The organism is Modestobacter lacusdianchii, from assembly GCF_054177765.1.
In genome coordinates this window covers 1-18,330 of record NZ_JBJJTJ010000039.1, presented here as the reverse complement: position 1 = coordinate 18,330, position 18,330 = coordinate 1, and the positions used below count along the sequence as shown (strand labels likewise).

Annotated in this window: 17 protein-coding genes and 1 tRNA gene; 7 read left to right on the top strand and 11 right to left on the bottom strand. The window is 74.0% G+C overall.

Going from position 1 to position 18,330, the window contains the following annotated elements; translation table 11 throughout:
• Positions 1-5 precede the first annotated feature (5 nt).
• From ACJTNH_RS19135 to ACJTNH_RS19100, 8 genes are all read right to left on the bottom strand, one after another.
• Positions 6-665 (bottom strand): class I SAM-dependent methyltransferase, encoded by a 660-nt coding sequence (locus tag ACJTNH_RS19135; protein WP_458178566.1) that lies wholly within the window; start codon positions 663-665, stop codon positions 6-8.
• Between the two features lie 40 nt (positions 666-705).
• Positions 706-1,002 carry a hypothetical protein gene (locus tag ACJTNH_RS19130; protein WP_458178564.1) on the bottom strand — a complete coding sequence of 99 codons (297 nt, stop codon included), beginning with the start codon at positions 1,000-1,002 and terminating at the stop codon, positions 706-708.
• A gap of 42 nt (positions 1,003-1,044) precedes the next feature.
• Positions 1,045-1,479 (bottom strand): hypothetical protein, encoded by a 435-nt coding sequence (locus tag ACJTNH_RS19125; protein WP_458178562.1) that lies wholly within the window; start codon positions 1,477-1,479, stop codon positions 1,045-1,047.
• A gap of 52 nt (positions 1,480-1,531) precedes the next feature.
• Complete coding sequence (locus ACJTNH_RS19120) at positions 1,532-2,899, bottom strand: GntP family permease (RefSeq protein WP_458178560.1); 1,368 nt, start codon at positions 2,897-2,899, stop codon at positions 1,532-1,534.
• A 283-nt stretch (positions 2,900-3,182) separates the two neighbouring features.
• A tRNA-Arg gene (locus tag ACJTNH_RS19115) sits at positions 3,183-3,258 on the bottom strand.
• 131 nt (positions 3,259-3,389) lie between these two features.
• On the bottom strand, positions 3,390-4,316 hold the full coding sequence (locus ACJTNH_RS19110; RefSeq protein ID WP_458178558.1) for a glycine betaine ABC transporter substrate-binding protein: 927 nt from the start codon (positions 4,314-4,316) through the stop codon (positions 3,390-3,392).
• Between the two features lie 102 nt (positions 4,317-4,418).
• A complete protein-coding gene (locus tag ACJTNH_RS19105) occupies positions 4,419-5,393 on the bottom strand; it encodes an ABC transporter permease (RefSeq protein WP_458178556.1) in 975 nt (324 codons plus the stop codon).
• Complete coding sequence (locus ACJTNH_RS19100; RefSeq protein ID WP_458178554.1) at positions 5,386-6,645, bottom strand: quaternary amine ABC transporter ATP-binding protein; 1,260 nt, start codon at positions 6,643-6,645, stop codon at positions 5,386-5,388. Before ACJTNH_RS19100 ends, ACJTNH_RS19105 begins: the two co-directional genes overlap by 8 nt.
• A 656-nt stretch (positions 6,646-7,301) precedes the next feature.
• On the opposite strand from ACJTNH_RS19100, the gene ACJTNH_RS19095 reads away from it, so the two are divergent.
• From ACJTNH_RS19095 to ACJTNH_RS19085, 3 genes are all read left to right on the top strand, one after another.
• The gene (locus ACJTNH_RS19095; protein ID WP_458178552.1) at positions 7,302-7,622 is read left to right on the top strand and encodes a GNAT family N-acetyltransferase; all 321 of its coding nucleotides are present in this window, start codon (positions 7,302-7,304) and stop codon (positions 7,620-7,622) included.
• Positions 7,623-7,679: 57 nt separating this feature from the next.
• The gene (locus ACJTNH_RS19090; RefSeq protein ID WP_458178550.1) at positions 7,680-9,047 is read left to right on the top strand and encodes a cryptochrome/photolyase family protein; all 1,368 of its coding nucleotides are present in this window, start codon (positions 7,680-7,682) and stop codon (positions 9,045-9,047) included.
• A 195-nt stretch (positions 9,048-9,242) separates the two neighbouring features.
• The gene (locus tag ACJTNH_RS19085; protein WP_458178548.1) at positions 9,243-10,049 is read left to right on the top strand and encodes an Fpg/Nei family DNA glycosylase; all 807 of its coding nucleotides are present in this window, start codon (positions 9,243-9,245) and stop codon (positions 10,047-10,049) included.
• A 72-nt stretch (positions 10,050-10,121) separates the two neighbouring features.
• On the opposite strand, the gene ACJTNH_RS19080 is transcribed toward ACJTNH_RS19085, so the two are convergent.
• Complete coding sequence (locus ACJTNH_RS19080) at positions 10,122-10,430, bottom strand: putative quinol monooxygenase (protein ID WP_458178546.1); 309 nt, start codon at positions 10,428-10,430, stop codon at positions 10,122-10,124.
• Positions 10,431-10,540: 110 nt separating this feature from the next.
• Between ACJTNH_RS19080 and ACJTNH_RS19075 the strand changes: the two genes are divergently transcribed.
• Genes ACJTNH_RS19075 through ACJTNH_RS19065 form a run of 3 tightly spaced genes read left to right on the top strand, consistent with a single transcriptional unit; the run spans position 10,541 to position 13,597 of the window.
• Positions 10,541-11,908, top strand: coding sequence for an FAD-dependent oxidoreductase (locus ACJTNH_RS19075; protein ID WP_458178544.1), 1,368 nt, complete (start codon positions 10,541-10,543; stop codon positions 11,906-11,908).
• Between the two features lies 1 nt (position 11,909).
• Positions 11,910-12,470: a hypothetical protein gene (locus ACJTNH_RS19070; protein WP_458178542.1), complete on the top strand. Its 561-nt coding sequence runs from the start codon at positions 11,910-11,912 to the stop codon at positions 12,468-12,470.
• Positions 12,467-13,597: an aminotransferase-like domain-containing protein gene (locus ACJTNH_RS19065; RefSeq protein WP_458178540.1), complete on the top strand. Its 1,131-nt coding sequence runs from the start codon at positions 12,467-12,469 to the stop codon at positions 13,595-13,597. Before ACJTNH_RS19070 ends, ACJTNH_RS19065 begins: the two co-directional genes overlap by 4 nt.
• Before the next feature lie 78 nt (positions 13,598-13,675).
• On the opposite strand, the gene ACJTNH_RS19060 is transcribed toward ACJTNH_RS19065, so the two are convergent.
• Together ACJTNH_RS19060 and ppc are read right to left on the bottom strand one after the other, a co-directional pair.
• Positions 13,676-14,173 carry a DinB family protein gene (locus ACJTNH_RS19060; RefSeq protein ID WP_458178538.1) on the bottom strand — a complete coding sequence of 166 codons (498 nt, stop codon included), beginning with the start codon at positions 14,171-14,173 and terminating at the stop codon, positions 13,676-13,678.
• 167 nt (positions 14,174-14,340) lie between these two features.
• On the bottom strand, positions 14,341-17,130 hold the full coding sequence (gene ppc / locus ACJTNH_RS19055; protein ID WP_458178536.1) for a phosphoenolpyruvate carboxylase: 2,790 nt from the start codon (positions 17,128-17,130) through the stop codon (positions 14,341-14,343).
• A 55-nt stretch (positions 17,131-17,185) separates the two neighbouring features.
• Here ppc and ACJTNH_RS19050 point away from each other — a divergent pair, with 55 nt between their 5' ends.
• Positions 17,186-18,106: an SMP-30/gluconolactonase/LRE family protein gene (locus ACJTNH_RS19050; protein ID WP_458178534.1), complete on the top strand. Its 921-nt coding sequence runs from the start codon at positions 17,186-17,188 to the stop codon at positions 18,104-18,106.
• Positions 18,107-18,330: the final 224 nt, after the last annotated feature.

The window sequence follows — 18,330 nt, the reverse complement described above, 5'->3', positions numbered from 1 at the left end:
ACGACTTACGAAGGTGGCCGGTCAAGACGCTGCAGCGCGGCGACCCGCCAGATCGGGCCGCGGTGGCTGCCGGTCAGCTCCAGGCCGCGCGCCGCGAGCACGGCGAGCATCTGCGCCGGCGGGTGCACGAAGGCGCGGTAGTCCCGGCCGGACACCCGGGCGGCGAAGTTCTCCGCCCCCGCGGCCGCGCGGGACAGCAGGGTGCGCGGCGGGTGGCTGAACACCAACTGCTGCCGCGCATGGTCGGCGGCCGCGCCGAGCAGCGCCTCGACGTCGGGGTAGCAGCAGACCACCCGGTGCAGCACCACGACGTCGGCCGGCTCGACCGCGTCCGGGTCGGCGGCGACGTCGACCAGCCGGCGGTGCACCCGCCCGGTCAGGCCGGCTTCGGCGACCAGCGCGGTCGCCTCGGCCTCGTAGGACGGCGAGAGCTCCAGGTTCGTCGCCGACGCCGCGCCGCGGGCCAGCAGCTCGAGCTGGATCTCCCCCACCCCGCCGCCGATCTCCAGCACCGTCGCACCGTCCACGCCGCGCTCGGTGAGCAGCTCGACCATCGCCTGAGCGGTGCGGTCCAGCCCCCGCCGTCGGTAGCGCTGGGCGGCCCGCCGGGCGAAGCGGGTGTCGAACACCTGGTCGCAGCCACGGGGATCGCAGCAGCCGGCCATCCGCCCACCCTGGCACCGGGCGCTGCCCCGTGGGACCCGTTCAGGGACGCGGGTTCGTGCGGGTCCAGCCGCGCTCGTCCCGCCGGGCCCCCGTCCCGGCCCGGCACCGGCGGCAGACGTCCACCACGCCCTCCGCGTGCCGGCCCGACTCCGGCTGGACGTCGGCCCAGCTGACGTGCGGGAAGCGGAGCAGCTGCGACCTGCTCAGCGCCAGCCCGCAGACCGTCTCATTGCGGCCGCGCTCCCAGGCGTGCACCTCACCCGCCGGGTAGCGGATGCCGTCGTCCGGGTCGACCCACTGGTCGGCGGCCGCGACCGCCGCGCTGCGCACTGGCATGCACCGGCGGCTACCCGCCGGGGCGGGGGGCCACGCGGGGCGTCAGCCGCGGCGGAACCGGGCGGGCCGACGCACCGTGTCCGCGCCGGCCCACCGGGTGGGGCCCCAGGTGACCTGGTCCGGGGCGGGCAGGGGCAGTGGGTCGCCGTGCGAGGTGATGTCCAGCCGGCTCAGCCGGCCGTCCTCGACGAAGAGCAGGACGCCGCCGACGGGCGACCCGTCGGCACCGACGACGGTGCCCTCGACCGGCGCCGGACCGCTGGCCGGGGCGGCCGGGACGTCGTCGGGCACGTGCAGGTCGAGCGTCCCGCACCCGCACCGGCAGCCCGGGGTGGCGGTGGCCCGGCCGACCTGGGCGCGGAGCTCGGCGACACCGACGAAGTCGTGGGCGAGGAGCGCGTCGAGGAGGGCACGCGCGTCGCCGGTCAGCGGCGTGGCGGCCCGGTCGGCGCGCGGCCCGTCATCAGCAGCGGTCATGCCCCCAGTGTCGCCCGCGGCGTGCGCGGGCTCCCACCGACCTCCACCGCGCTCAGAGGGCCGCGGCCACCAGACTGGCCACGAACACCAGCGGCAGGGAGACGACGGACCCGAGCGAGGTCGCCATCGTCAGGGTCTTCAAGCTGCCCTTGGTCGAGATGTCGAGCAGCGTGCTGAACATCCAGAAGAAGTTGCTGTTGACGTGGAGCGCGAACATCGCGCCCGACGCGATCGCCAGCGCGATGACGACGGGGTCGACCCCGAGCGAGCCGACGACGGGCGAGATGATGCCGGCGGCGGTGATCGCCCCGACGGACACCGACCCGATCGCGAAGTGCAGCACCGCGGCGATCGACCAGGCGAGCAGGATGCTGAGGACGACCGGCGCGTTCTCCTCGGCCGAGAAGAGGGCTTCGAGCCTCTCGGTCATGCCGCTCTCGGCGATGACGGCGCCGAGCGACCCGCCGACGCCGGTGACCAGGAGGATCTCCCCGGTCGTGTGGAAGCCGCCGGTGAGGACCGTGCCGACCCCGCGCGCGCCGAGCGAGGGGCGGACCATGCCGAAGGCGATCAACAGCCCGACGAACAGCGCGATGTTGGCGTCGCCGAGGAAGGCGAGGACCGGGTTCGAGAGCCCGGCCACGCCGGCGATCGCCCCGCTGGCGATCAACACCAGCGGCACCAGGATCGGCAGCAGGCGCACCCACAGCGGCAACCGCGCGGCACCCTCGGCCAGCGGCACGTCCTCGTCCTCGTCGTGCGGGCCGCCCTCCTCGACGACCGCGTCCGGGTCGAGGTCCGTCTCGTCGTTCCACAGTCCGCGCCCCAGCAGCAGCCGGAACAGGAACGTCGTGACCAGTGCGGTGGTCAGCCCGATCGGCAGTCCGTACAGCAGGTAGCTCCCCAGCGGCACGTCCATGAGCCCGGCGATGGCGACCGCGGCGAGCCCTGGGACGACGAAGACGTAGCCGGCGAAGATGCCGACGGCCATGGCCCCGGCGAGCCACGGCAGGCCGTGGCGGCGGTCGACGGCCGGCGCCGACTCCTTGGCCATGGGGGCTGCCAGGACCACCTGCACGTCGACGTAGATGGAGGGGAAGATCGTGGCGAGCGTGCCGGCCATCGCATACGGCAGGCGGCGCCCCACCCGGCGCGCGAGGACGTCCACCAGGTCGCTGAAGGTGCTCATCGCGTGCAGCAGCGCCCCGATCAGCACGCCGAAGCCGATGAGCAGGCCGACCTCGGCCATGATCTCGCCGAAGCCCCCGGTGATCTGCGCGACGGTGCCCTCGGCGCCCAGCCCGGCGGCGAGCCCGAGGTAGATGCAGGCCAGCAGCAGGGAGATGACGGGGTCGACCTTGAACCGGATGATCAGCACGATCGCGCCCAGGATCGCGATCGCGGAGTGCACGACCTCCACGAGCGTCTCCGATCTGCGCTGTCCGCCGTGACGCGACGCTGCTGAGCGCGACGCGATGGGGGTGCCGTGCCGCTGGGCAGTGCGGGCAGTCCCGACCGTGCTGGTCAGCGGTGGGGTGACTATGCCGCGGGCAGGGCCCCAGCCGCCACCGCAGCGGCGGGTCGTCGATGGTGCAGGGGCCGCCTCGCGGCCTCCGGCGAGGCAGCGGCACTCGCTGACCTGCCGTCCGCGGTGGTCGTCGGCCGGCTCCACGGCGCGCAACGGCCGATGACCTGCGAGCGTGTGGTGCCCCCGGCAGGATTCGAACCTGCGGCACACGGTTTAGGAAACCGATGCTCTATCCCCTGAGCTACGGGGGCTGTGGCGGCGCTGGTCGCACCACCACCGGGCCGCTGCGCGCCGGCCCGGTTGCCGTCGAGAGGGTAGCGGACACCATGAGGGGCCCGACGGCACGCGCCGCCGAGCCCCTCGGGTGATCCGATCGCAGAGGTCAGCTCTGCAGGGACTCCAGGAAGTCTGGGTTCTCCTCGATCCAGGCGTCGACGGCCTCGGCGTACTGGCCCTCGCCGTACTCGTTGACGACCATGTTCTCCAGCGAGCCGTACTGCTCGTCGGTCAGCTCCAGGTTCTCCATCATCGACGCAATGGCGCCGCAGTCGTCGGAGAAGCCCTCCCGGGCCAGGGTGTGCAGACCCTCGGCCTCACCCAGCGCACCCTCGGGGTCCGCCAGGTCCTTGACCGGGAACTCGCTGTTGGCCCAGAACGGCCGCCACAGGGTGACGACGATGTCCTCGTTGGCGTCGGTGGCCGCCTGCAGCTCGGCCAGCATCGCCGTGGTGGAGGACTCGACGAGCGTGTACTCGCCCTCCAGCTCGTAGGCCGGCATGACGCTCTCCCGCGTGGTGCGGGTCAGCCCGGCGCCGGGCTCGATGCCGACGATCCGGCCGTCGAACTGCTCGGCGTTGCCGGCCAGGTCGGCGATCGACTCGATGTCGGTGTACTCCGGCACCGCGAAGGTCAGCCGCGCACCGCCGTACCAGGCGCCGAAGTCCTCGACCTGGTCGCCGTACTCCTCCATGTAGTCGGCGTGCGTGGCCTCCGACCACGCGGACGGGTAGACGTCGACGTCGCCGCCGGCCAAGCCGGCGTACAGCGGCGCGGCGTCGGCGATCTCGGTCATCTCGACGTCGATGCCCTGCTCGCCGAGGACGTTCTCCCACAGGTAGGCCATGCTCAGGCCGTCGGTCCAGGACGGGATGAAGCCCAGGTCGACGGTGTCGCAGGCGCCGCCGGACGACGTCCCGCCGCTGGCGCCGGTCTCCTCGTCGCCGTCCCCGCCGCACGCGGTGGCGGTCAGGGCGACGGCGGCGAGGCCGGCGGCCAGTCGGGCGCCTCGGCTGGTCAGGTGCTTGTTCATCGGTGGTGGTTCCTCTCCTACGTCAGGTGGCGGTCGACTGCCCCGCGCACCGTTCGGTGCTCCGGCTCCGCGACGACGGCCCGGTCGGGCCGCGCCGGTCGGCTACCGGGCAGGTGTGGTGGACGCGCTCTGCTCGGTGCGCGCGGAGCCGCCCGCGTCGGGGGCACCGCCGGTGGCCGTGCTGCCGCGGCTGAGCAGGGACGGGAAGCGACGGGGCCCCCGCTGCCGGCCGAAGGCGGAGGTGAACCGGTCCAGGTAGATGGCGAGGATGACGACCGAGAGACCGGCCTCCACCCCGAGACCGAGGTCCAGCCGCGAGATGCTGGTGACCACCAGGCCACCCAGCCCGCCGGCGCCGACGAACCCGGCGATCACGGCCATCGACAGGGCCAGCATGATCACCTGGTTGACGCCGGCCATGATCGTCGGCAGGGCCAGCGGCAGCTGGATCCCGCGCAGGATCCGCCCGGGCGGGCTGCCGAACGCGTGCCCGGCCTCCACCAGCTCCGGGTCGACCTGCCGGATGCCCAGCTCGGTGAGCCGCACCCCCGGCGGCAGCGCGAAGATGATCGTCATGACGACGCCGGGCACGATCCCGATCCCGAAGAAGGTCACCGCCGGGATCAGGTAGACCAGTGCCGGCATCGTCTGCATGAAGTCCAGCACCGGCCGGACGACGGCGCTGACCCGGTCGCTCTTGGCGGCGGCGATCCCCACCGGGACGCCGATCGCCACCGAGATCAGCGCCGACACCAGCACCAGGGCCAGCGTGGTCATCGCCGGCTCCCACATCTCGATGCTGATCACCAGCAGCAGGCCCAGGAGCGACGCGACGCCGAAGCGCACCGAGCGCACCAGGCCGCCGAGCAGCGCCAGCAGCACCGCGAAGACGATCGGCGGGAGCACCAGCAGCGCGTCCCGCAGGCCCTCGACCCCGGCCTCGCTGGCGGTGCTGATCGCGTCGAGCACCGGCTCGAAGTTGTCGGTCACCCAGTCGAAACCGGTGTCGACCCACTCACCGATGGGGATCCGCGGGAGGGCGGTGTCCTCGGCCGCGTGCAGCACGGGCTCAGCCACGGACGGCCTCCGCCATGGGCATGGCGGTCGCGCCCGCCGCGAGCAGGGCGTCGGGGACGGCGACGGGCGCCGGGGTGGGCACACCCCCCAGCGCGGCCAGCACCGCGCCGCGCGGGACGACCCCGAGCAGCCGGCCGTCGTCGTCGACGACGGTCACCGGCACCTCGTCCTGGGCGGCGGGGGCGAGCAGGTCGCTCAGCAGCGTCGTCGTCCGGACGTCGACCGATGGGAGCAGGGCCAGCCCGGCCAGCGACGACGCCCCGGCGGCCACCGCCGCCCGGACGGCGTCCTCGGTGGCCACGCCGGCCACCCGACCGTCGCCGTCCCCGACCAGGACGGACCCGGAGCGGTGGTCGCGCATCGTCTGCAGCACCTGCCCGGGTGCGGCCGTGGGGGCCACGAGCGCCGGCGCCGGAGCCATCACGTGCCGGGCGGTGAACACCCGGCCGCGGTCGACGTCGGCGAGGAACTGCCGCACGTAGTCGTCGGCGGGGGTCTCGAGGATCTGGTCGGGCGTGCCGATCTGCACGATCCGGCCGTCGCGCATGATCGCGATCCGGTCACCCAGCCGCATGGCCTCGTTGAGGTCGTGGGTGATGAAGACGATGGTCTTGCCGAGCGAGGCCTGCAGCTCCAGCAACTGGTCCTGCATCTCCCGGCGGATCAGCGGGTCGAGCGCGCTGAACGCCTCGTCCATCAGCAGCAGTTCGGTGTCGGCGGCCAGCGCGCGGGCGAGGCCGACCCGCTGCTTCATGCCGCCGGACAGCTGCCCCGGCTTCTGGTCGGCCCACTGGTCCAGGCCGACGAGGGCGAGGGCCTCGCGCGCCCTGGCCCGGCGGGTGGCGCGGTCGACGCCGCGCACCTCGAGGGCGTAGGCGGCGTTGTCCAGCACGCTGCGGTGCGGGAACAGCGCGAAGTGCTGGAACACCATGCTCATCCGTTCCTGGCGGAGCCGGCGCAGCGCCGCAGCGTCCAGGGCGGTCAGGTCGGCGTCGCCGACCCGGACGGTGCCGGCCGTCGTCTCCAGCAGGCCGTTGAGCATCCGGAGCAGGGTCGACTTGCCGGAGCCCGAGAGCCCCATCACGACGAAGATCTCGCCGGGCTCGACGCTGAAGCCGGCGTCGATGACCGCCGGGGTCGCACCGCTCTCCCGGACCTCGGCGACGGAGGCGCCGTCCTGGAGCCGGCGCACCGCGTCTGCGGTGCGCCGGCCGAAGACCTTGAACAGCCCCTCGGCGTGTACGGCGGGCACGGGACCACCTCTCGTTCTCGTTCTCGGACCCGGCGGCAGGGCAGCACGCGAGGGGGACGCACGCTGCGCCGCGGGTGGCAGCTGAGGAGCTGCAGGGCTCGGTGGCGGCGCCACGAGGTGTGTGCACACGTCTCGCGGTGCGCCGGCGGTGAGCCAGGAGAAGGGCGGGCGGGACCCGCTCTCATCTCGGCGTCCAGACGCTAACAGCCCACGTGTCGCAGAAATGGCTGAATGCTCAATTCGCGCCATTCTGTTACTCGGTCGTGATCTGCCTCCTCAGTGACAGAGAACACGATCCGGCCCACGGCCACCTGCTCCGGACGGGACCACCGACCCTCTGACCTGCTGATACGTCGCGGACGGGCTCGTCTCCCCGCATGCCGATGAGCGTGACCGAAATGTGGAGAAACGTGTCACGGGATCTTCACGTGATCTCCATGAAAAGCGCTGGACCCCGATTTTCGGGCCTGGCGTGACACAATTCCGGCGACTGCCCGTCGCGTCACCCGGCACGCCGCGGGAGTGCTGGCGGGAACGTCCTCACCCCGCCACGCGTGGGTAGGGATGCGGGCGACGACGTGCCGCAACCGTTACCTTGACGAAGCACGTACGAGCCCCGGCAACGGCGCCGGAGGCGCGGGAGGTGGAGAGCACACATGGACATCACGGTGGTCGACGTCCCCGAGCGCGGGCGCTTCGAGATCCGGGACGGCGAGCGCGTCGTCGGCCTGGCGAGCTACCACGTGGACGGCGACGCCATGACGCTGCCGCACACCGAGGTCGACCCGTCGATGGGCGGCCGTGGCCTGGGCACCCAGCTCGTCGCCGGAGTGCTCACCGCCGCCCGGGAGCGGCAGCTGCACGTGCTGCCCTACTGCTCGTTCATCCGCAAGTACCTCCTCGACCACCCCGAGCAGCTCGACCTCGTCGCCGAGGCCGACCGGCCCACATTCGGCCTGGCGCCGGCGCACAGCTGATCCACCCAGCGGCAGATCACCCAGCGGTAGGGGCCGGGGCTTCCTAGGCTCGGCCGGGTGCCCACCGCGCTGCTCTGGTTCCGCCGCGACCTGCGCCTGGACGACCACCCCGCTCTGCTCGCCGCCGTCGACGCCGCCGGTCCGGGGGGCAGCGTCGTCCCGGTCTTCGTCTTCGACGACCGGCTGTACGGGCCGTCGGGGCAGCCGCGGCGGCGGTTCCTGCTCGACTGCCTGGCCGAGCTGGACACCTCGACCGGCGGCGCCCTGGTCACCCGCACCGGCGACCCGGCCGCCGTCCTCCCCCGGTTGGTTGCGGAGCTGGGCGCGGTCAGCGTGCACGTCACCGCGGACGCCGGCCCGTACGGCCGGCAGCGCGACCTGGCTGTGGAGCGGGCGCTGGGCGACGTCCCGCTGGTGCGCACCGGCTCGCCGTACGCCGTGGCACCCGGCCGGGTGGTCAAGCGCGACGGCACGCCGTTCCAGGTGTTCACCCCGTTCGCCCGGGCCTGGCGGGAGCACGGCTGGCACTCCCCCGCCGTCCGGCCGGACGTCGTCCCGTGGCTGGACGGCGTGCGGTCCGATGACCGCCCGCCCCGGCCGGACCTGGACGGCGTCCAGCTGCCCCCGGCCGGTGAGGCGGCGGCGCTGGCGGCCTGGCACCGGTTCCGCGACGAGCGGCTGCTCGGCTACGACGAGGGCCGCAACACCCCGGGGACGAACGGGACCAGCCGGCTCTCGGCCTACCTGAAGTACGGCTGCCTCCACCCGCGCACGCTGCTGGCCGACCTCGCCGCCGAGCAGGGCTCGGAGTCGGTGCGCCGCTACACCGACGAGCTGGCCTGGCGCGACTTCTACGCCGACGTGCTCTGGCATCGCCCCGAGTCGGCGCGGGAGTACCTGAAGCCCGAACTGCAGGGCATGGGCTACGACTCCGGGCCGGACGCCGAGGAGCTGGTTCGCGCCTGGCAGACCGGGCGCACCGGCTTCCCGATCGTGGACGCCGGGATGCGGCAGCTGCTCGGTGAGGCCTACGTGCACAACCGGGTGCGGATGATCGTCGCCTCGTTCCTGGTCAAGGACCTGCACCAGGAGTGGACGCTGGGCGCGAAGTACTTCATGGAGCACCTGGTCGACGGCGACCTGGCCAGCAACAACCACGGCTGGCAGTGGGTCGCCGGCACCGGCACCGACGCCTCGCCGTACTACCGGGTGTTCAACCCGGTCACCCAGGGCAAGAAGTTCGACCCCGACGGCGCCTACGTGAAGCGCTGGGTGCCCGAGCTCCGCGACCTGGACGCGAAGCACGTGCACGAGCCGTGGACCGCCCCCGGCGGCGTCCCGGCCGGCTACCCCGAACCGGTCGTCGACCACGCCCACGAACGCCAGGTCTCCCTCGACCGTTACGCCGCCGTCCGCGCCCGCTGAGCAAGGACCGGCCTGCCCCCCCTGCTCCCGAGCCGGTAGCGGGCCCCTGCAGGCGGGCCAGGACGTGCGCTGCCAGAGGGACCGGCCACGTCGGCCGGCACGGCCGGTCTCGGCGGTGTGGGGTGTCGGCTGGGTCACCTGGCTCGTCGTGGCGAACGGGGACGGCGCGGGTGAAGCTGGACGGCGTGATCGTCGGTGCCTGAGGGCCACACCCTGTTCCGGCTGGCCCGCGAGCAGCAGGCCGCGTTCGCCGGCCGCGAGGTGCACGTGACCAGCCCGCAGGGCCGCTTCGCCGGGCAGGCCGAGCTGCTCGACGGCCGGGTGCTCGACGAGGTCACCTCCTACGGCAAGCACCTGTTCGCCTTCTTCGGCCCGGACGTCGTGCACGTGCACCTGGGCCTCTACGGGAAGTTCACCTCCGGCACCGGGCTGCCACCCGAGCCCCGGGGCGCGCTGCGGATGCGCTGGGAGGGCCCGGGCGAGGACGGCGCGGGCGTGTGGACCGACCTGCGCGGCGCCACCGCCTGCGACCTGATCACCGACGGCGAGGTGCAGCTGGTCCTCGACCGGCTGGGGCCCGACCCGCTGCGCCGGTCGGACCCGGCCAAGGCGTTCGCCCGCATCTCCCGCAGCCGGGTGGCCATCGGCGCGCTGCTGATGGACCAGGCCGTGCTCGCCGGGGTGGGCAACGTCTACCGCGCGGAGATCCTGTTCCGGCAACGGATGAGCCCGTTCCGGCCGGGCCGGGCCGTCACCGCCGAGGAGTGGGCCGCGATGTGGGCCGACCTGGTCGTGCTGATGCGGGCCGGGGTGAAGGCGGGGCGGATCGTCACCACCGAGCGCGCCGACCGGGAACGCCGGCGCGGCCCGGCGCTCCGGGAGGACGCCCACTACGTCTACCGGCGCGCCGGGCTTCCCTGCCGGATCTGCGGCACCGAGGTGCGCACCGAGGTCATGGTCGGCCGCAACCTCTTCTGGTGCCCCACCTGCCAGGCGGTCTGACGGAGGCCCCTGCCCTCCTCACCCCTCGCACGCTCGGGACAGGGCCTGGGCAGGGGGCACCGGGGTCCCTCGTCAGAGGGCGCCCTTGGCCTGGTCGCCGGCGGGCACGGCCTGCAGCAGCCGGACGCCGATCGGCTCCGTCAGGTCGTCCTTGACGCTCTCGGACAGCTCGTTGAACGTCTCACCGGCGCCGTGGGCCTTGACGTCGTCCTGGGTGGCCCAGCGCTCGATCATCACGAAGCCGTAGCCGTCCTCGTGCAGCGCGTAGAGCTCACAACCCGGCTCCTCGTGCACCTTCGGGATCGCCGCGGTGAACGCCTCCCGCACGGCGTCGGCCCGGCCGGGCTTGGGCGAGATGGTGGCGACGATGGTGATGGACACGCAGGGCTCCTCAGGGGTGGTCGGGCACGGCTGCCCGGTTCACCCTGGCGCCTACCCGGCAACGGGACGACGATGCGGGCGTGGCCGAACCAGCGGTGCCCCATCCATCGGTGCCCGCGCGACCGCTGCGCGTCGCCGTGGTGGGCGCCGGCCCGGCCGGCATCTACGCCGCCGACGCACTCGCCGGCCAGGACGACGTCCCGGTCGCGGTCGACCTGATCGACCGGCTGCCCACCCCGTTCGGCCTGGTGCGGCACGGCATCGCCCCCGACCACCTGAAGATGCGGGCGCTGCGCGAGACGCTGCACCACACCCTGGACCACGAACGGGTGCGCTTCGTCGGCAACGTGGAGATCGGCACCGACCTGTCGCTGGCGGAGCTGCGCGCGCACGTCGACGCCGTCGTCTACACCTACGGCGCGGCCGGTGACCGTGCCCTGGGCGTCCCCGGTGAGGAGCTGCCCGGCAGCCTGGCCGCCACCGACCTGGTCGCCTGGTACTGCGGGCACCCCGACGCCGACCGGGCGCGGGTCGAGGAGCTGGTGTCCCGGGCCCGCGACGTGGTGGTCGTCGGGGTGGGCAACGTGGCCCTCGACGTGGCCCGGGTGCTGGCCCGCTCCCCCGCCGAGCTGCACCCCACCGACATGCCGCACCACGTGCTCGACACCCTGGCCGCCGCTCCGGTCGAGCGGATCACCGTGCTCGGCCGCCGCGGGCCGGCGCAGGCCAGCTTCACCACCCAGGAGCTGCGCGAGCTGGGCCACCTGGCCGCCGCCACCGTGCTGGTCGACCCGGCCGACCTGACCGACGCCGGGGACGCGGCCCTGGCCGCGGAGGACCGGCACGTCGCCCGCAACCTCGCCGCCCTCGCCGACTACGCCGGCCACGAGCCCGCGCCCGGCACGGTCAGCGTGCGGCTGCGCTTCCACGCCCGGCCGGTACGGCTGCTGGGCACCGACCGCGTCACCGGGGTCGAGGTGGAGCGGACGACGGTGGACGCCGACGGCCGCGCGGTGGGCACCGGCGAGCTGGACGCCGTCCCGGCCGACCTGGTGGTGCGCTCGGTCGGCTACCGCGGGCACGCGCTGCCCGGACTGCCGCTGGACGGCGGCACCGTGCCGCACGAGGCCGGCCGGGTGGTCCGCGACGGTGCGGTCAGCCGGGGCGAGTACGTGGCCGGCTGGATCAAGCGCGGCCCCACCGGCGTGGTGGGCACGAACAAGCACGACGCCCGGGAGACGGTCGCCTCGCTGCTGGCCGACGTGGCGTCCGGGGAGCTGCGCCCTCGCGGGGACGACGACTGGGTCGACACCCTGCTCGCCCGCGGCGGGCACCCGGTGCTGCTGGCCGACTGGCGGGCGATCGACGCAGCGGAGATCGCCCTGGGCGCGGTGCACGGCCGGGCCCGCACCACCATCCACGACCGGCAGCAGCTGCTGGACGCCGTCCGGGCCGCCGCGGCGGCGCAGGAGGGCTGAGGTGCTGGCCCTGGCCGCGGCGGGCGCGCTCTACGCGCTGCTCTGCCTGATGCTGGGCACGGCACTGCCGGAGTACGTACCACTGGGCTGGGACGCCGACCTGCTCGTGACGCACCTGGTGCGCCGGGACCACCTGGTGGTGCTGGCCGCCGGCGCCGGGGCAGCAGTGGCGGCGGTGACCAGCGGCGGCGCCGCCCTGGCGCTGCGGTACGCCCCGTCGACCGCCCGGCAGACGGTGCGGCGCCGGATGGTCGCCGCCGACCTGGTGCGCCTGGGCGCGGTCACCCTGCTGTTCCTGACCGCCGAGCTGGCGGTCGTGTACGGACCGCTCGGCGGTGCGGAGGCGGCATCGTGGACGGGCGCGGACGCCCCCTCGTACCCCTCGCTCGAGGCGGCGCTGACTGCTTCCCGTGCCGCGGCAGGAGCGACCGGCTCCCACCTGCCGACGACGGCGGTCGTCATCCTCATCGCCTACCTGGCGTACCTGGTGGTGTGGGGAGCCTGGGTGCTCCCCCGCCGCTACCGCCGCGACGCCGTCCGTACGGCAGACTCGGTCGTGTGACCGGCTCCGCGCAGACCTCGCCCGCCACCACGATGATCTCCTTCGCCCGCGGCGCGCCGTCGACCGACATCGTCGACGTCGAGGGCCTCAAGCAGGCCGCCGTCGCCGCGTTCGACGCCGACCCGGCCGGGATGACCGGCTACGGGACGGCGGTCGGCTACGTGCCGCTGCGGAAGTGGATCGCCGAGAAGCACGGCGTCCCGGTCGACCACGTGCTGGTCACCAACGGCTCGATGCAGGCCGATGCCTTCCTCTTCGACGAGCTGGCCACCGCGGGCTCGGCCGTGATCACCGAGCGGCCGACCTACGACCGCACGCTGCTCGGGCTGCGCTCGCGCGGCGCCGACGTGCACCTGGTGACGCTGGAGGAGGACGGCATCGCCGTCGACGAGGTCGCCGCCCTGCTGGACGGCGGGCTGCGCCCCACGCTGGCGCACGTCATCCCGAACTTCCAGAACCCGGCGGGCTACACGCTGTCACTGGCCAAGCGGCAGCGGCTGCTGGAGCTGGCCCGGGAGCACGACTTCGTGCTGTTCGAGGACGACCCGTACGTCGACATCCGGTTCAGCGGCGAGCAGCTGCCGCGGATGCTCGAGCTGGACGGCGGCGCCGACAGCGCGCACGTCGTCTACGCCTCGTCGTTCTCCAAGACCGTCTGCCCGGGCATCCGGGTGGGCTACCTGGTCGGGCCGCCGACGATCATCGAGGCGATCCGGGTGCGGGCCACCAACACCTACATCGCGCCGAACATGGTCGCCCAGGGCACCGTGCACCAGTACCTGCTCGGCGACCGGTTCCCCACGGCGCTGGAACGGGTGAGGTCGGCGCTGGCCGAGCGGGTCGGGCTGCTGGACGACGCGCTGCGCGAGCACCTGCCGCAGGCCACGTTCCGCCGTCCCGAGGGCGGCTACTTCCTGTGGGTCTCGCTGCCCGAGGACGAGGGCCACGACGTCGCCCGGATCACCGCCGAGGCCGCCGCCCGCGGGGTGGCGATCGTGCCGGGCACCGACTTCCTGCTCGAGGGCGGGCACAACAGCTTCCGGCTGGCCTACTCCGCGGTGCAGCCCGGCGACGTCGACGAGGGCGTCCGCCGGCTCGCTGCCGCCATCGAGGCCGCCCGCCCCTGAGCCCCGGCACGGGAGGTGGACACACCTCCCGTGCCGCGCACCGGCTCTCGGCCGGTGCGCCGAGCGGGTGGGGGTCGGTCAGCCGCGCAGCAGCTGCTCGCGCAGGATGTCCGCGTGCCCGCAGTGCTGGGCCAGCTCGCGCAGCACGTGCAGGTAGACCCAGCGCAGCGGCAGCGGCCCGCGGCGGTTGCCGGGCAGCAGGTCGTCCAGGCCCAGCCCGGCCACCGCGCGGCGGGAGGACTCGCAGGCCTCGGCGTGCGCCCGCTGGACGCTCGCCACGGTGTCGCCCTCGTCCAGGTCGAAGGACTCGTCGGGCCCGGCCGGGATGCCGATCTCGGCACGGGACCGACCGGTCACGGCTTCGTCGAACCAGACCCGCTCCACGAAGGTGGCGTGCTTGACCAGGCCCAGCATCGTCGTCTTGGAGGGCACGAGCTGACGACGCGCCTGCTCCTCGGTCAGCCCGTCCAGGCAGGCGTTCAGCAGGTCTCGGTGCTGGTCGAGGAAGGCGTCGAACTGGGCCCGCAGCGGCAGGCCGATCCAGTCGTCCATCGACGTCGTGGCGGGGCGAGACACGAGTGGATCATGACAGGGGGCCGTCCCCGACCGGCTGCCCCGATCCGGCCGACCGCCGCCGAGGCGGGTCCGGGACGCCCGCCCACGCGGGTCCGGGACGCTGGTGCTCTGCTGCCCCACAGGCAGCAGAGCACCAGCGTCGCCAGCTCACAGCGCGGGACCCAGGCTCAGCCCGAGTTGCGCAGCGCAGTGGCGACGCCGTTGACCGACAGCTGGATGCAGCGGCGGACCAGCTCGTCGTCGTCCCCACCGCGGCGGCGGCGCAGCATCTCCACCTGCAGGTGGTGCAGCGGCTCCAGGTACGGGAACCGGTTGCGGATCGACCGGGCCAGCGAGGGGTTGTCGGCCAGCAGGTGGTCGTCGCCGGTCACCGCCAGCAGCACCCGCACGGTGCGCTCGTGCTCGGCGACGATCTGGCCGAACACCCGCTCGCGCAGAGCCTCGTCGGGGACCAGCGAGGCGTAGCGGGCGGCCAGGTCCAGGTCGGTCTTGGCGAGCACCATGCCCATGTTCGACAGCACCGTGCGGAAGAACGGCCAGCGCGCGTGCAGGTCCTGCAGGACCGCCAGCCGCGACGGGTCCTCGCCCACCCACGACTCCAGCGCCGAGCCGGTGCCGTACCAGCCGGGCAGCATGATCCGGGCCTGCGACCAGCTGAACACCCACGGGATCGCCCGCAGGTCGGTGATCTTGTCGCCCGCCTTGCGGGACGGCGGCCGGCTGCCGATGTTGAGCTCGGCCAGCTCACGCACCGGGGTGGCGGCCCGGAACCACTCGACGAAGCCGGGCGTCTCGTGCACCAGCGCGCTGTAGGCCGAGCGGGCCCGGGCGGCGAGGTCGTCGAAGAGCGCGTACGTCTCCTCGGCGTCGTCCGCCAGGCCCTCGGTGTCGATCAGCGTCGACTCCAGGGTCGCGGCGACCAGCGCCTCCAGGTTGCGGCGGGCCAGGTCGGGGGTGGAGTACTTGGCCGCGATCACCTCGCCCTGCTCGGTGATCCGCAGCGCACCGGCGACCGAACCGGGCGGCTGGGCCTTGATCGCCTCGTAGCTGGGGCCACCACCCCGGCCGACCGTGCCACCCCGGCCGTGGAACAGCCGCAGCCGGATGCCGTGCGCCCGGGCGACTTCGACCAGCGCCAGCTCGGCCCGGTACAGCGCCCAGTTGGCGGCCAGGTAGCCGCCGTCCTTGTTGCTGTCGGAGTAACCGAGCATGACCTCCTGCAGGTCGCCCCCGTTGGTCACCAGCGCCCGGTACAGCGGCTGGGCCAGCATCGCCTCCAGCGTCGCGCCGGCGGCCTGCAGGTCGTCGATCGTCTCGAACAGCGGCGAGATGTTGACCGTGCAGCGCGGCCCGTCGGCGCCGTCCGGGTCGAGCAGGCCGACCTCCTTGAGCAGGACGGCGACCTCGAGCACGTCGCTGACCGACTCGCACATGCTGATCACGTAGTTCGGGATCGCCCGCGGGCCCAGCAGCCGCACCTGCTCGGCCGCGGCGACCAGCAGGTCGAGCTCGCCGCGGGCCAGCTCGGAGAGCTCGGCGTCGGCGCGCACCAGCGGCCGGCGCAGCCGCAGCTCGCCGGTGAGCAGCTCGACCCGGGCGGCCTCGTCCAGACCCGCGTAGTCGTCGCACACCCCGGCCCAGGCCAGCAGCTCGGCCAGCACCTCCTCGTGCACCGCGGAGTTCTGCCGCATGTCCAGCCCGCAGAGGTGGAAGCCGAAGACCTCGACGGCGTCGCGCAGCCGCGCCAGCCGGTCGTCGGCCAGCGCACCGGCGCCGTGGCTGCGCAGCGAGACGTCCACCGTGAGCAGGTCGGCGATCAGCTCCTCGGGCGCGGTGTACGGCGGGAGGGCGGCGTCGGGCTGCTCGCCGGGCACCGAGCCGAGCACCTGCTGCGCGGTGGCGGCCAGCCGCCGGTACATCCCGCGCAGCGCCTGTCGGTAGGGCTCGTCGGCCCGGAACACCGAGTCGTCCTGGGCGGCCTGGGCCAGCGCGTACAGCTCCGGCGTCGGGGTGACCAGCCGGTCGGACATCGACAGCTCGTCGGCCAGGCAGACCAGCTCGGCCAGGTGGTGACCCAGCGCGGTCTCCGCCTGCCGCGTGGTGGCCCGGCGGACGGCGTCGGCGGTGACGAACGGGTTGCCGTCCCGGTCGCCGCCGATCCAGGAGCCCGGCTGCAGCAACGGGGTGCCGAGCAGGTCGGCGTCGGGCCACCGCTCCTGCAGCGCCTGCCGCAGCTCGGTGTTGATCGCCGGGACCACCTCGAACAGCGACAGGTCGTAGTAGCGCAGCGCCTCGTCGATCTCGTCGGCCAGCCGCAGCCGGCTCAGCCGCAGCAGCGCGGTCTGCCAGAGGGTGAGCACCTCGCGCCACAGCCGCGCCGACCAGGCCGGGTCGTCGGCGTCACGGTTGCGGATGAGCTCGCTGACCTGGCGCTGCACCTGGGAGATCGTGCGCCGCCGGGTCTCGGTCGGGTGCGCGGTGACCACCGGGACGACGAGCGCGCCGGTCAGCTCGCGGGCCACCGTGTCGCCGTCCAGCCCGGCGTCGTCCAGCAGGTCGAGGGTGGCCGCCAGGCTGCCCTTCTGCGGCGGTGAGCCCTCGCGGCGGTGGTGCCGGCGGCGCCGCTCGTGGTGCACGTCCTCGGCGATGTTGGCCAGCAGCGAGAAGTGGCTGAACGCCCGGACGACGTGGTTGGCGCTGCGCGGGTCGAGGGTGGCCAGCCGCTGCGCGAGATCGCCACGCTCGGCCTCCGACCGCCGGATCCGGAACGCCTCGACCCGGGTCGACTCGACCAGCTCCAGCACCTCGGGGCCGGCCTGCTCGGCGATCACCTCGCCCAGGACGCGGCCCAGCAGGCGGATGTCCTCGCGCAATGGGGTCTCGGCGGTGCGGTCGTCGGGCTCGGGCGGACCCCCGGCCGGACGCAGGTCGGCGACGTCGACAGTGGCTTCGGACACGGGCTGAGTATCGGGGGTCGGTGTGACGGCCCCGTGTACTGGGGAGGATGGCCCGGTGATCCGACTGCAGGCTCAGCCCGCCAGCGCCTCCGCCGCCGAGCACGGAGAGGGCCCGATCTGGGACGCCGCCGCCCAGGAGCTCGTCTGGGTCGACATCACCGCCGGGCTGGTGCGCCGCGGCCGGGTGGACGGCGACGACGTCGTGGACGTGGCCCGGCACCGTGGCGGGGACACCGTGGGCTTCGCCGCCCCGGCCGCCGCCGGCGGGTGGTTGCTGGGCGCCGGGGCGGGAGTCACCCGGCTGTCCGCCGACGGCGAGGCGCGGGTGCTGGTCGAGCTGACCGGGGAGGGCGGCGCCGAGGGCACGGGCGGCACCCGGATGAACGACGGCGCCTGCGACCGGGCCGGCCGCCTCTTCGGCGGCACGATGGCCTTCGACGAGCGCCCCGGCGCCGGGAGCCTCTACCGGCTCGACCTCGACGGCACGGTCAGCACCGTGCTCGACGGGCTGACCATCTCCAACGGCCTGGGCTTCTCGCCCGACGACCGCACCGTCTACCTCTCCGACTCCGGCGCGAAGACGGTCTGGGCCTTCGACTACGACCTGGACGCCGGCACCTTCGGCGAGCGACGGGTGCTGCTGGACTTCGCCGACGACCCGGACGGCGTCGCCGACGGCCTGACCGTCGACGACGAGGGCTGCCTCTGGACGGCGTTGTGGGGCGGTGGCCAGGTGCGGCGGTGGTCGCCCAGCGGCGAGCTGCTGGCCGTGGTCGACGTCCCGGGCGTGCGGAACACCACCAGCTGCGCGCTCGTCGGCGACCTGCTGGTGATCAGCACCTCGGTGCACGGGCTGGACGAGGAGCAGGCCGCCGCCCAGCCCGACGCCGGCCGGCTGTTCACCGTGCGCACCGGGGTCACCGGCTCGCCCGCGCACCCCTACCGCGGCCCGCTCGGCGCCCTCTCGCAGGTCTGACCGCACCGCCGTCCGGCCCCTCAGCGGTGATCAGGTCCCCTGATCAGACGCTGTCCCCCTGCACCAACGCTGGTGCAGGGGGACAGCCGGTGATCAAGTGAGGTGAGTTCAAGCGGTCGTTGCATCACCTGTTGGTTGAGGTGGTGAGAGTAGGTCGTTGAGGGCTTCGGCGGGGGTTCGCCAGCCGAGGGTCTGGCGGGGTCGGCCGTTGAGTTCGGCGGCGA

Excerpts from the sequence above, each read along its gene's own strand:
- ACJTNH_RS19125 (WP_458178562.1), bottom strand. The coding sequence starts at position 1,479 with ATGACCGCTGCTGATGACGGGCCGCGCGCCGACCGGGCCGCCACGCCG.
- ACJTNH_RS19130 (WP_458178564.1), bottom strand. The coding sequence starts at position 1,002 with ATGCCAGTGCGCAGCGCGGCGGTCGCGGCCGCCGACCAGTGGGTCGAC.
- ACJTNH_RS19110 (WP_458178558.1), bottom strand. The coding sequence starts at position 4,316 with ATGAACAAGCACCTGACCAGCCGAGGCGCCCGACTGGCCGCCGGCCTC.
- ACJTNH_RS19095 (WP_458178552.1), top strand. The coding sequence starts at position 7,302 with ATGGACATCACGGTGGTCGACGTCCCCGAGCGCGGGCGCTTCGAGATC.
- ACJTNH_RS19135 (WP_458178566.1), bottom strand. The coding sequence starts at position 665 with ATGGCCGGCTGCTGCGATCCCCGTGGCTGCGACCAGGTGTTCGACACC.